Origin of the sequence: Candidatus Pantoea communis, from assembly GCF_011752685.1 — a bacterium.
Taxonomy (GTDB): Bacteria; Pseudomonadota; Gammaproteobacteria; order Enterobacterales; family Enterobacteriaceae; genus Pantoea; species Pantoea communis.
In genome coordinates, this window is the sequence record NZ_VWXC01000012.1 from 163,155 (window position 1) to 176,413 (window position 13,259).

The window sequence follows — 13,259 nt, forward strand, 5'->3', positions numbered from 1 at the left end:
GTCATATTTAATGTTTCACCGTAGCATTAAATTTCTGCCATTTTTGGCTGAGATTTTCCACCGCCAAGCGTGCTGAGAAAACTGAGCAGGGTGAATACCGTCATAATGCTCACCATAATCCATGGCGTACCGTTGTTAAGCCCTGCCAGCAGCAGTGAGGAGACAATGCCACTGCCGTATTGCAATGAACCTATTAGCGCAGAGGCTGAACCGGTGGCATTCGGCACGGCATCCAGCGCGGCTGCGTTAGCGGAGGCGGCAATAATTCCGTTCATTGAGAAGAAAATGAAGATGCAGATGACCAATCCCGCCAACGCTGCCGGATGCGTTTTCAGTACAAAACACATCACGAAAGTCATCAGTGCGGCGATAAAAGAGGCGGATTTCAGCAGCGTCTCAAGCCGTACCTTTTGCACTAAACGTTTATTGACGGTGCTCACCGTCACCAGGCCCAGGATATTAATGGCGAACAGCCAACCATAATGTTGCGGATCGATACCGAAATAGCTGATATACACCGCAGGCGATCCGACAATAAAGGCGTAAGCGGCAACGTAGTAAAAAGTCACGCACAAGGTAAAACGCATAAAGTTTTTATTTTGCAACAATGCGCGATAATTACCCATTATTTGCCGAGGTGACGCCGGTACCCGTTTTTCTGCCGGCAGTGTTTCAGGAAGCCAGAGCAGTGATATGAACATCAATGCGCCGACTACCGCCAGAAACCAGAAAATCACCGGCCATTGCGAGTAACGAATGATTTGCCCACCCATTAATGGCCCCGCGATAGGGGCAATCGCCATGACAATGATCAGCGTCGACAGCATTTGCGCAGCACGCGTGCGGCTGAAAAGGTCCCGGATCATGGCACGCGCCAGCATCGGGCCGGTGCAGGCGCCAGCGGCCTGAATGACACGCCAGAAGACAATCTGAGGCATGTCGCTGGAGAGTGCGCATCCCGCTGAGCCGACAGCAAAGATAATCATCCCGATATATAGCGGTGTTTTGCGGCCGAGTTGATCGCTAATCGGGCCCCAGATTAGCTGTGCGATGGCAAAGCCAATCAGGAATCCGGTGACCGTCAGTTCCGAATCGCCGTGTAACGCGGCTGACATCGCGGGCATCGCCGGTAGATAGACGTCGGTTGAGAGCGAGGTAAATGCCATCAACGCGCTGAGAATGACAATAAAAGCGATGCCGGTTTTCATATCCGGAGGATGCGTTGCAGTTTTGATATCCATAGTGTCTTTTTATGAGCAAAGGAAAGGACCTGTGCGGTGCCAGGGCTTAATTACAGTGATGGAAAAGGGGTTGTGGAGTAGCTTAACAAAGGCAGAAGGGATTGATTAGGTGCGCCAGTCTACTAGCACCTATGAGCAATATTCATTAATGAGAGGGTTAATAAGACGAGGGCACATCACCGCCAGAGCAGTGATGCGCTTTAACGCGATTAAGGCTGTTGTGCTGCCAGTTGCAGCAGCAGCGCTTTCGCCACATCTTCTGAGCTGGCCGGATTTTGCCCGGTAATCAAACGACCATCTTGTACGACAAACGGTGCCCAGTCAGCGCCTTTTTGATAATGCGCGCCCAGTTTGATGAACTCATCCTCAATCAGGAAAGGCACCACGTTGGTCAGCTCAACGGCTGCTTCTTCGCTATTGGTAAAGCCGGTGACCTGCTTACCCTGAATTAACGGGGCGCCGCTCGCAGCTTTCACATGGCGCAACGCGCCAGGTGCATGGCAGACAAAACCCATCGGCTTACCCGCACGATCGAAAGATTCGATCAACTGGATGGAGTCTGCTGACTCCGCCAGATCCCACAGTGGACCGTGGCCGCCAGGATAAAAGACCGTATCGAAATCCTGCTGATCAATGCTTGCCAACTTCACGGTATTGGCCAGCACCTGCTGTGCCGCCGCATCAGATTTGAAACGTTCGGTCATAGCAGTCTGAAATTCAGGTAAATCACTTTTTGGATCCAGCGGCGGTTGTCCACCCGCCGGGGAAGCCAACACTACCTCAGCGCCCGCATCTTTAAACACGAAGTAGGGTGCGGCGAACTCTTCCAGCCAGAACCCGGTTTTTTTGCCGGTGTTGCCCAACGCGTCATGTGATGTCAGAACCATCAAAATTTTCATTGTCTGTCCTCGATTAATGTTGGTTATTCAGTAATGCAGTCAATGCTGCGCTTTTGTCCTGATAGGGCGCACGCAGCCGTAAATTTGTGGTGCCCGCCTCATCCTGGATCACAATCGGCTTGGCGTGGCTGAAACGACGGAATCCATGAACCCCGTGATACGCGCCGATACCGGATGCGCCCACGCCACCAAATGGCAGGCTGTCGAGAGAAGCATGGGTCATGACATCATTTATCACCAGTGCGCCAGAAGTGGTGTGCTGAGCCATCAGCTTTTGACGCTGTTCATCGTGGCCAAAATAGTAGGCGGCCAGTGGACGTGGATGCGCATTGATATAACGAATCGCTTCCTCTACCTCTCCGCTATAGCTTTTGACTGGCAGCAGCGGGCCAAAAATCTCTTCCTGCATGACCGTCATCTCTTCGGTGACATTGAGGATCAAATGCGGCGCGATTTTGCGGCTTTGCGCATCAAAGTCCGGCTCACCCGCAGGGGCCAGGCTAACGATCCGGGCTCCTTTAGCTCGGGCATCTTCGATCAGACCGATCAATCGCTGATAATGACGAGCACTGATTATGGCGGTGTAATCCACGTTGCTTTGTAGCGTTGGGTACGTCTGCTGTATGAACTGCTGTGACGCGGTGATAAATTCCGCTTCAGCGGCATACGGAAGTAACAGGTAGTCCGGTGAGATACAAATTTGCCCGGCATTAAAGGTTTTTATAGTCAAGGTTCGGGCTGCCGCCATTACCACATCCGCATCTGCGTCGATCACCACCGGCGACTTTCCACCCAGTTCCAGCGTAACAGGCACCAGATTCTCTGCCGCTGCACGCATCACATGCTTTCCGACGGCGGTGCTGCCGGTGAAGACCAGATGGTCGAATGGCAGAGCGCTAAACGCTTGTCCCACGCTGGCGTCACCCAAAACCACGCTGAGCTCATCAGCGGCGAAGTAACGCGGCACTAATTCCGCCAGTAATGCTGAGGTGTGGGGTGTCAGCTCAGAGGGTTTCAGCATCGCAGTGTTGCCCGCCGCAAACACACCGGCCAATGGGCCAAATGCCAGGTTAATCGGGAAATTCCACGGGCTTATAATGCCAACGACACCTAAAGGTTGCGGTTCGATACGCGCCTGCATACCCGCAACCGGGACTTCGGCAATCTCCGGCTGCATCCACTGCTCCAGATGCTCGGCGGAGTGCTGCAACATATTGATGGTGGTCATCAGGTCGGCCGCCTGGGTTTGATAGGCACTGCGATGACCGAAATCGGCGCTGATAGCCGCAGTAAACGCGGCATGATTCTCGCGAATTAATGCCACGCTGCGTAATAAGCGATTGCGGCGAAGTTCGGCGCTAGCAGGTTGGTTCTGCAGATGAGCCTGTTTCATTGTGTGCAGCACATGCAGTAATTCTTGCTGAAGTGACATGATTTTTTTCCCGTGCGTTTCAAGATGTGGGCAGCTTACTCGCGCTGGTGTTTGGCGGCTAACAAGGCTATTTTGGCAGGGGTATAAAATAATTTATGGATCAATATGTCACTGGTTCGCTTACGAACGTTTATGGAAGTGTATCGCCAGCGCTCAATTTCCGGTGCAGCGCGCGCACTGAATCTGACGCAGCCTGCAGTTTCGCAACACATTAGCGGCCTGGAAGTCGCAGTGGGTCGACCGCTGTTTGAGCGTCAGGCCCATGGCGTGATGCCAACGGCCGCTGCCGACGATTTGGCCGCTGATATAGGCAACTCTCTGGATACCGCAGAGTCCGCTTTATCATCGGCGCGTGCCCGATCGATGGATGTGAGTGGAACGTTGCAGATCATTGGACATGCTGATTTTATGGCGGAGAAATTATCGGCTGAATTGCTGCCACTGCTTGAAAGCGGCATTCGCGTGCATATGCACAGCGGTGATGGTCCGCTCGTTGCGCAGATGGTGATTGAAGGGCACTGTGATCTCGGCGTGACGGCACATCCGGTGACCGATCCACGTTTAAAGGGGGAAGTGATTTTTCAGGACCGTGTGGTTGCAGTGGCTGCACCGGCCGTGGCGGCTCGCTTACACAACAGTGCAGATTTTTCCGCGGATTTGATTAAAGAACCTCTGCTGGCTTATGACCTGAAACTCTCTTTGATTGATCACTGGCTGGATAAAAATCGTATTAAATACCAGACGCTGTTACCTGCGGTAGTTGGGCAGGATTTACGTGGTTTGCGAAGTTTACTCTGCGGCGGATTTGGCTGGTCGGTGATACCGGCATTTTTATGTCAGGCGCAAATCGCGCAAGGGGAGTTGGTGATGCTGGACGCGCCGGTGGGGGATACGGAAATTCGTTATCACCTTATCTGGTTACCCAGCGCTCTGCGCCAACCGCGTATTGCCCATGCAAGACAGGCACTGGTTTGGGGGATGAATAACAGCCATTAAGATTTATTATCTAAATGTTGTGACTGGTAGCTTTTATAATGTTTCCTGACTAACGGATCGTCAATGTCGCTATAATTATTTGCCCTTTATCCAATCCATCCAGGCCTTTAATACTACCGATGGTTAAAGGCCATTCGTCCCTGCTATGAATCTCGATAATGAACGGTTGGAGATAACGATCCAGATGTCCTTTTCCAGGTTCACGAATTTCTCTACTCAATGTGCGAAGGTAATCGTCTTTATTTGTTTTAGACCAGTCGACAGAAAAACCTGCACGAAAACTTAATTCCATGAAAGTTAGCAAAATTGTACGTCCGTTACCATCAAGAAAAGGGTGAGCAAAAGCCAGCTGCCCCATCACTTCTCCTGGCTTTTGTCGAAATTTGTCCCTGTCACTGGCAAGCTTAAGCGCATACTCCACTGCACGCTGAATAAGATGTGGATATTCAAATACCGTAAAGTGTTCGTCTTCACGCGCGCCTTTAAAGATCGATAGGTGAGGAACTAACTCGTTTCGGTCTTTTCCTGCCCAGTGATAGAAGTCACCGAAAAGAATTTCGTGAACTTTAAGTATGGAAGAATATTTTACGTGTTTTAGCGTTGATAGGTACAGCAGCGCATCTTCCAGACTCAGTTCGAATGAAAGATGTTCAGAAGCTTTAACTTCATCAGGATCTTTTAAATGTAAGGCATTCTGTAAATAACCCGCTGTTTCATAGTCGCCGAAAGGATCAAAAATCATGCAGAAAAATTCTGTTTACTTTGTCTTTTCTCACGCAGATAGTCGCCTTGCATCTCCAGCGTTTCTGCCTTGGTTAAAATGCCTTTTTTCTTCAGATTAACCAGAAGTTGTTCGATGACATCAAGTTCTACGATGTCATCGGCCAGGCGAGTAATTGCAACAGCCATGCGACTCATACCATCACGGTCAGCCGTTACGTGGTGAACTTTAGCCAGTTCACGTACCTGATTAGCAACACTTAATGATGCAGATTTATTCATGTCTTTGCCTCATTCAATGATACCCAATTTTAGCACGCAGAAGGTTGAGTGTCTGCTATGCGATTTGACCTTATTCCAGACACAAAAAAAGCCGGACATTGTCCGGCTTTCTTCATTAGCGCGAGGGAGAATTACAGCGCCATATCCTGCTTAGCGGATTCTGCGCGAGGCTTAGCCTGCGTAGGAGCAACGGACTGATCACCCATGTTGATGACCGGTGGTTTGGTCAACTGCAGCGTAGCAGCGGTGTTGTCCCAGACCTGCTGAGTCAGTGCGGTGTTACCGTTCAGTTTCTGGCCGAAGCTTGGGATAATGCCGCGAATCTTCTCTTGCCACTCAGGAGAAGCGAACTGCTCCGGGAACAACTTCTTCATCACGTCGAGGGTGATTGGCGCAGCAGTTGAAGCACCTGGTGATGCACCCAACAGGGCCGCCACGGTTTTCTGCTGATCGGTCACGATTTCGGTGCCGAGTTTCAGCACGCCGCCTTTATCCGCATCTTTCTTGATGATCTGTACGCGTTGACCCGCCTGGATCAGTTTCCAGTCTTCTTTACGTGCGTTCGGGTAGTACTCTTTCAGCGCGGCAAAACGATCGTCGTCGTTCAGCATCACCTGACCAATCAGGTACTTCACCAGGTCAAAGTTATCGATACCCACGTGAGTCATCGGCATGATATTGCTGGTGGTGGTAGCGCTTAACAGATCGAACAGTGAGCCATTTTTCAGGTATTTGGTGGAGAAGGTCGCGAACGGCCCAAACAGCACTACGCGTTTACCGTCCAGATTACGGGCATCGATGTGTGGAACAGACATCGGTGGCGCACCGACTGAAGCCTGGCCGTACACTTTTTCCAGGTGACGACTGGTCACTTCTGGATTCTCGGTCATCAGGAACGAACCCCCGACCGGGAAGCCGCCGTAGTTATCCGCTTCAGGAATACCGGTTTTCTGCAGCAGTTTGATGGCTGCGCCGCCTGCACCGATAAACACATATTTCGCGTCAACCGAACGGTTCTCACCGCTCTTCACATCTTTGATGGTGACGTGCCATGAATTATCGCTGTTACGTTTGAAATCAGTGACTTCTGAAGAGGTTTCTAATTTGAAGTTCTGATCTTTCTTCAGGCTGCCAATCAACTGACGGGTGATTTCACCGTAGTTAACGTCAGTACCGACTGGCGTCCAGGTGGCTGCCACTTTCTGATTAGGATCGCGACCTTCCATCACCAGCGGAGCCCACTGCTCAATCTGCTTGTGATCGGTAGAGAACTTCATGCCCTGGAACAGGGTGGTTTTCTGCAGTGCATCGTAACGCTTAGTCAGATACTCAACGTTTTTATCGCCCCAGACAAAGCTCATGTGTGGGGTGGAGTTGATGAATGAACGCGGGTCATGCATTACGCCGCGCTGTACCTGAGAGGTCCAGAACTGACGGGAAATCATGAAAGCTTCGTTAATTTCCAGCGCCTTGCTCACGTCGATTGAACCGTCTGCACGCTCTGGCGTGTAGTTCAGTTCCATGTTCGCAGAGTGACCGGTACCGGCGTTGTTCCAGCCGTTAGACGATTCCAGTGCGACGCCATCCAGACGCTCAACCATCAGCTGCTTCCAGCCTGGTTGCAGTTCCTGTAGCCAGGTTCCCAGTGAGGCGCTCATGACGCCGCCGCCAATCAACAGAACATCGGTTTTTTCTGGTGCGTTTTCAGCGTGGACCACTGAAGAAACAAGCAGCGCTGCCAGTGAAAGGGCAGACACGATTTTTTTAGAGTGAGTCATTCTGATCCTGATCTTTGTACTTTGCAGGTGAACGTTAAAATTTCGGTTTGCAAATTAAAAGATTGTTACGAAAAGATTAACTTGTTTTTAGTTAATAAAGTATTGGTGTTAATTACTTAACTTACATAAAACCAATATGGCGGGGATTTAAGCAATGAATGCGTAAGGTAGGGAGATATATCCGTGAGTACTGCGCGGTTATTCTTTATAGCGAGCATCGCGACTTAGGTCAAATAAAACACCATAACGCCAGGTTAAATATTTACTCGATAACTGGGTGCGCATGGCTGCGCACCACGACGATGACTAAGCGCGAACTTTAAAATTGCGTTTCAGCGACATGCCGTATCCCATCAAGGCGCAGCCAGCAATGAACCAGGGAATCATCTTCACCACGCTGGAATCACTGCCGCTTAAGGATTGCAGATTATTAACCACCAAAATAATCGTCACGCTCATGCACACCATTGACAGTAACGGTGCCCAGAATACGGTGAATGGATTTTCGCTATTGTCCATCCGACGGAAGAACAGTATCACGGCAGCGGAAACGCCCAGTTGTAAAATCAAAATACACAGTGTGGCGACGGCAGAACCGATAGCGAAGATGTGCACCATCGGGTCCAATCCCGCGCTGCCCATGCCTGCCAGTAGCATCAGCATGATCACGCTATGAACGTGGCTGGCGTTATGTGGCGTGCCGTTAGTGGGATGAGTTTTGCACAACTCTTTCCAGATCAGACCATCGCGGCTAATGCTGAACAAATACCGTGAAATATTGTTATGAAACGCCAGCGCCGCTGCAAATAAACTGGTGATCAGCAATACCGACATGGTTTCTACGGCCCACTGTCCAACATATTGCCGGGTAATATTGAACACGAAATTACCAGGATCTTTGCTGGCAATCGCGACAATCTGATCAAAACCGTATGCCTGCACCAGTGACCAACTGGTGAAACAGAAAAATGCCGTGATCAGTAACAAGGCACATACTGTGGCACGCGGCACAGTTTTATGTGGGTCACGGCACTCTTCCGCATATATGGCGGTAGATTCAAAACCGATAAAAGCGGCGATGGTGAAAATAAAGGCGATGCCAAGATTGCCCTGCATAAACACCGACGGCTCGAACGATTGGAAGCTGTAAGGACCGACTTTTTTGATTAACAGCATCACATCGGTGAGTAACACAATAGCCACTTCCGCCAGCATTAATATGCCGAGTAATTTTCCACCGACTTCGACGCGTTTAATGCTCAATACCCAGCATACCAGCACAAATAGCATGCTCAATGCCCACCAGGGAATATGGGCAGAAAAGTGCTCTTCAATAAATAACTGCGTGAAGAATCCCAGCATTGCCACGATGGCAATCTGAATAGAGATATACGCCATCAACGCTAATACTGACGCGGAAGCGCCCCAGTTTTCGCCCATTCCTTTAGAGATATAGGTATAAAAGGCCCCCGCATTATTGACATGACGGCTCATGGCAATAAAGCCCACGGCGAATAACATCAAAATAATACACGAGAGAATATAAAACACCGGAATGCCACCGCCGTTGCCGGAAATAATCGCCACCGGCAAGCCGCCCACCACGCCTGTCAGCGGCGAGGCTGCCGCGACGACAAAAAAGACCAGAGAAAACAAACCCAACGTGTTTTTGCGTAAGCCGGAATCCGTATTCATCGCCAAAGCCCTCAACCGCTAAGAGAAAGTTCTCAGGCAATCTGTGCCGCCTGAGGCAGGTAACATAGCGGCATCATTTCTCAGCTGAGCATCTGGCGGATAGAAAAAATCGGACAGCGTCACAGTGCAACGCTGCACCCTTTTAGTGCTCAGTGGAAACGCAAACGATGGAAATAGGCATCATGCGAAATACGCCGCTGATAATCACAGGGCGTGGTGCTGACAAACTTTTTAAACTCGCGCAGGAAGTGCGACTGATCGCTAAATCCAAGATCAAAGGCCAGATCGCTAAACGATACTTCCTTCTGTAAGTGAATGCTGCCCAGCGCCGACTGGCAGCGCAAAATGCGGCTAAAAGCCTTGGGTGACATCCCGGTATCCTGGCGAAACTGGCGCTGGATAGTGCGGCAGGTGTAGCCGGTCAGCGCTTCCAGTTGATCAATGCGAATGTTGCCTTTCTGCTGGCGCATGGTGTGGATGATCAAGGATGTGACGGAGGAAGCTTTGCGCACCAGGCGCGGCGTGAAACTGGCGTTGAACAAAGCAATCTGCCGTGAAAAATCGCGCGTCTGCACGATCTGTTCAAAGGCTAACCGTGCATCCGGCACCACATCGAGGAAATTAAATTCACGATCGGGAATCTCTTCTGCCATCACATCGAGGAAATCAGGAATGATGCCCGGTGCGAAGCGCACACCAAAATAGTGGTGGTTATGCTGCATATCGGCACCGCGCGCTTCCAGCGTGGTGCCACAAACGCGTGCTGCAGGACGCTGCGCATCGCAATCAAACACGATATCCACGCAGCCGTCGGGAATCGCCAGCGTCATGCTGGCACTCTGCGCCACATCAAAACTGTAGAAATGGGAAATAGCCGGGTTGTCTGACGCAATCAGCGAATAATGCTGCGCGGCGCTCAGTACAAACCATGGCTGCTCGGGTTGAAATCCACTGTGGCGATAGAGAGGCAATTGTGTCATGGCGGGCTCCGCTGCGGGCTATTTACTGTCTGTGTGATGCAAGGGCTGTGCCACGCACGAATTTCGTCATGTCGCAAATATTCAATACAGCTCGACAACTGACGCGCTATTTCTATTTCACCCAGCGAAGACCATCGACACCTAAGACGGTTTTAGCCTGTGAAATCGCTATTGATGGCAGCGCTCGCCACGGCGGGAAATAGACCAAAAGACTGATTGATGAGGCGACTTATGAGTGATTCAACCCGGATTGATTTTATTTACCTGTCGGAGCAAGACATGATTCGTGCGGGCGTGACCGATATGGCCGCCTGTGTCGATACCATGGAAGAGATGTTTGGCCTGTTGTATCACGGCGACTATCGCATGGCCGGATCCAACAATGATTCTCACGGCGCGATGGTGACCTTCCCGGAAAATTCGCCGTTCCCGACGATGCCAAAACCCACTGCCGATCGCCGCATGATGGCGATGCCTGCCTACCTTGGCGGCAATTTCGGCACGGCTGGGGTCAAGTGGTATGGCTCCAACATCGCCAACCGTGAGAAAGGGCTGCCGCGTTCGATTCTGATGTTCACCCTCAATGATGCGGATACCGGCGCGCCGCTGGCGCATATGTCAGCCAATCTGCTGTCGGCATATCGCACCGGGGCGGTGCCAGGCGTCGGCGCACGTCATCTGGCGCGAAAGGATTCTCGCGTGATCGGTTTACTCGGACCGGGCGTGATGGGAAAAACCGCTGTAGCGGCATTTATTGCTGTGTGCCCACACATCGACACCATCAAAGTCAAAGGACGCGGCCAGCGCAGCCTCGATAACTTCATTACCTGGGTGCAGGAGACCTATCCGCAAATTAAGCAGATAGAAATTGTCGACTCACTGGAAGCGGTGGTGCGCGACAGTGACATTGTCACTTATTGCAGCTCAGGTGAAGTCGGTGATCCCGCCACTTATCCGCTGGTGAAACGTGAATGGGTGAAAGCTGGCGCGTTCCTCGCCATGCCTGCGCTGTGCAATATCGATCAAGGCATGGAACTACCCGATGTGCGCAAGGTGCTGGATAACACCGGACTCTATCACGCCTGGTTTGATGAAGTTCCCAAGCCTGCGCATCGCTGCGTGCCGATTATCGGTGTGCGCTTTATGGATATGGTCGCTGAAGGGCAGCTGCAGGCGGAGCAACTGGAGGATATTGGCAAAATTGTCGCCGGCGAGGCGCCGGGCCGCCAAAACGAGAGCGAGATTATCATCATGTCTGTCGGTGGTATGCCGGTGGAAGATGTGGCCTGGGGCACGGTGTTGTATCGCAATGCCCTGGAAAAAGGCATTGGCGTCAAACTCAACCTGTGGGAATCACCGGTTTTAAGCTAATCCACTGATTAACAGAGAAAACATCATGACCAATATCATTAAAGTGAAAACCGGTTCGAAATTTGAAGAGCAGGCGAGTTATTCGCGCATCGTGGCCGTGGATAACTGGATTTATGTCTCCAACACCGCCGGTCGCAACCCACAAACCAAAGAAATTCCCGAAGACCTGCGCGAGCAGACTTTTCAGGTGTTTGCCAATATCGAAGCCGCACTGGCAGCCGTCGATGCCTCATTACAGGATGTGGTGTGCTCGCGCGTGTTTATTCAGGACCCGGCAGATGTACCTGTGGTGATGGCGATCATTGGTGATAAGTTCCGTGGGGTTAATCCCGCCTCAACAGTGACCTGCCCGCCGCTGGGATCGACCGTTTATAAAGTTGAACTGGAAGTCACGGCTTATCGTGGTGCCGGTAACGCTCAGGTTCAGGAAATTACCGTAGCCCTGTAAGGGTGGGAGACGCGCTATGGCACCTGTTATTTCTCCGGTTACGCCTTCGCCAACGCTGCCGGATGCCACCACGGTGGTCGTAATTGGCGGCGGGATTGTTGGATTGACCGCCGCACTGACGCTGGCGGAGCGCAATATTCCGGTGGTGGTATTGGAAAAAGGGCGGATTGCGGGCGAGCAGTCTTCCCGCAATCTCGGCTGGATCCGTAAAACCAGCCGTGCGCTGGAGGATATTCCGCTGGCGCAGGCCGCTGACCGCTTGTGGGCGGTGATGGCCGCGCGGGTTGGCAGCGATGTAGGCTATCGTCAGGCTGGCATTATGTTTGTGGCACGCAACGAGCAGCAGATGTCACTGCATGAAAAATGGTTAAGCGGGGTTAGCGCTGCGGGGTTGGATACGCGCTTACTGAGCCACGCGCAGATTGCGGCTCAGGTGCCAGGCGGCGTGGAGAAATGGGCAGGCGGGATTTACACCGCATCTGACGGGCGGGCTGAACCCACGCTGGCGGCTAGCGCGATTGCAAACGCCGCCATCGCCAGAGGCGCCGTTATCCTTGAAAACTGTGCCGTCCGCGGCTTAGCCACCAGCAATGGTAAGGTGAGTGGCGTAATCACCGAACGCGGTGAGATTCGTTGTGACCAGGTGTTGCTGGCGGCAGGTGCCTGGTCGCGTCGTTTCCTTGGCAATCACGGTATTAATCTGCCGACGCTGCCGCTGATTTGTTCGGTGATGCGTACCAAACCGCTGGAAGGACCGGCCAATATAGCGGTGGGCGCTCCTGACTTCTCATTCCGAAAACACCAGGACGGTGGCTTTATCATCACTCAACGCGGTGCGCTGGATGCGCCAATAACGCTTGATCATCTATTGATCGGCACACGTTATATGCCTCAGCTACGGCAGGCGCGTGACAACCTGCGGATTTCGCTGGGCAAATACTTTGTGAAGGATCTTGCACTGGCACGTCGCTGGCACAACGATCGGCGTTCACCCTTTGAGCAGGTCCGCACGCTGGACCCTCTTGCCAATCCGGCACTGAACCAGGAAGCGATGCGCAACCTGCGCGCGGCGTGGCCGGTGTTCCAGCAGGCAGAGATGGCGGAGTCATGGGCTGGCGTGATAGATGTTACCCCGGATTCGAACCCGGTGATTGGCCCAGTGGCATCGATACCTGGGCTAACTTTGGCGACGGGCTTTTCAGGGCATGGTTTCGGGACATCACCCGCAGCCGGGCAGTTAGCCGCAGATTTGGTGACCGGGCATACGCCGCTTATCGATCCCGCACCTTATCGCTTCGAACGCTTGCAGTAGCGTCATACTTCTATCGGCGGCTGTGAAGTCGCCCATTAAACACACTTCATAAACCATCACTTCACGTACTGTGTTCATAGTCTTAACCACAACTGTATTACCCTA

At 52.0% G+C, this 13,259-nt stretch carries 12 protein-coding genes; 4 read left to right on the forward strand and 8 right to left on the reverse strand.

The genetic code is table 11. The features are described 5' to 3' along the window. Window positions 1–26: 26 nt before the first annotated feature. From F3J37_RS17035 to F3J37_RS17045, 3 genes are all read right to left on the reverse strand, one after another. Window positions 27–1,241 carry a multidrug effflux MFS transporter gene (locus F3J37_RS17035; protein WP_166934659.1) on the reverse strand — a complete coding sequence of 405 codons (1,215 nt, stop codon included), beginning with the start codon at window positions 1,239–1,241 and terminating at the stop codon, window positions 27–29. Between the two features lie 209 nt (window positions 1,242–1,450). Further along, window positions 1,451–2,140 carry a type 1 glutamine amidotransferase domain-containing protein gene (locus F3J37_RS17040; RefSeq protein WP_166934661.1) on the reverse strand — a complete coding sequence of 230 codons (690 nt, stop codon included), beginning with the start codon at window positions 2,138–2,140 and terminating at the stop codon, window positions 1,451–1,453. A 13-nt stretch (window positions 2,141–2,153) separates the two neighbouring features. Further along, on the reverse strand, window positions 2,154–3,572 hold the full coding sequence (locus F3J37_RS17045) for a coniferyl aldehyde dehydrogenase (RefSeq protein WP_166934663.1): 1,419 nt from the start codon (window positions 3,570–3,572) through the stop codon (window positions 2,154–2,156). 105 nt (window positions 3,573–3,677) lie between these two features. Between F3J37_RS17045 and F3J37_RS17050 the strand changes: the two genes are divergently transcribed. Further along, entirely contained in the window at window positions 3,678–4,568 is an 891-nt protein-coding gene (locus F3J37_RS17050; protein ID WP_166934665.1) for a LysR family transcriptional regulator, read from the forward strand. A gap of 49 nt (window positions 4,569–4,617) precedes the next feature. Here F3J37_RS17050 and F3J37_RS17055 read toward each other — a convergent pair whose 3' ends face one another. The 5 genes from F3J37_RS17055 to F3J37_RS17075 form a co-directional block, all read right to left on the reverse strand. Continuing rightward, on the reverse strand, window positions 4,618–5,310 hold the full coding sequence (locus tag F3J37_RS17055; RefSeq protein ID WP_369410678.1) for a Fic/DOC family protein: 693 nt from the start codon (window positions 5,308–5,310) through the stop codon (window positions 4,618–4,620). After that, window positions 5,307–5,570: a hypothetical protein gene (locus tag F3J37_RS17060; protein ID WP_166934667.1), complete on the reverse strand. Its 264-nt coding sequence runs from the start codon at window positions 5,568–5,570 to the stop codon at window positions 5,307–5,309. The genes F3J37_RS17055 and F3J37_RS17060 overlap by 4 nt, the downstream gene beginning before the upstream one ends. 131 nt (window positions 5,571–5,701) lie before the next feature. Further along, a complete protein-coding gene (mqo, locus tag F3J37_RS17065; protein WP_034823997.1) occupies window positions 5,702–7,348 on the reverse strand; it encodes a malate dehydrogenase (quinone) in 1,647 nt (548 codons plus the stop codon). Window positions 7,349–7,654: 306 nt separating this feature from the next. Next, entirely contained in the window at window positions 7,655–9,043 is a 1,389-nt protein-coding gene (locus F3J37_RS17070; protein WP_034823995.1) for an APC family permease, read from the reverse strand. Window positions 9,044–9,192: 149 nt separating this feature from the next. Further along, window positions 9,193–10,023 (reverse strand): helix-turn-helix domain-containing protein, encoded by an 831-nt coding sequence (locus tag F3J37_RS17075; RefSeq protein ID WP_166934669.1) that lies wholly within the window; start codon window positions 10,021–10,023, stop codon window positions 9,193–9,195. A 231-nt stretch (window positions 10,024–10,254) separates the two neighbouring features. On the opposite strand from F3J37_RS17075, the gene F3J37_RS17080 reads away from it, so the two are divergent. Genes F3J37_RS17080 through F3J37_RS17090 form a run of 3 tightly spaced genes read left to right on the forward strand, consistent with a single transcriptional unit; the run spans window position 10,255 to window position 13,154 of the window. Continuing rightward, window positions 10,255–11,394: an ornithine cyclodeaminase family protein gene (locus tag F3J37_RS17080; RefSeq protein ID WP_166934671.1), complete on the forward strand. Its 1,140-nt coding sequence runs from the start codon at window positions 10,255–10,257 to the stop codon at window positions 11,392–11,394. A gap of 25 nt (window positions 11,395–11,419) precedes the next feature. Continuing rightward, complete coding sequence (locus F3J37_RS17085) at window positions 11,420–11,842, forward strand: RidA family protein (RefSeq protein ID WP_166934673.1); 423 nt, start codon at window positions 11,420–11,422, stop codon at window positions 11,840–11,842. 16 nt (window positions 11,843–11,858) lie between these two features. Continuing rightward, on the forward strand, window positions 11,859–13,154 hold the full coding sequence (locus F3J37_RS17090; protein WP_166934674.1) for an NAD(P)/FAD-dependent oxidoreductase: 1,296 nt from the start codon (window positions 11,859–11,861) through the stop codon (window positions 13,152–13,154). Window positions 13,155–13,259 lie beyond the last annotated feature (105 nt).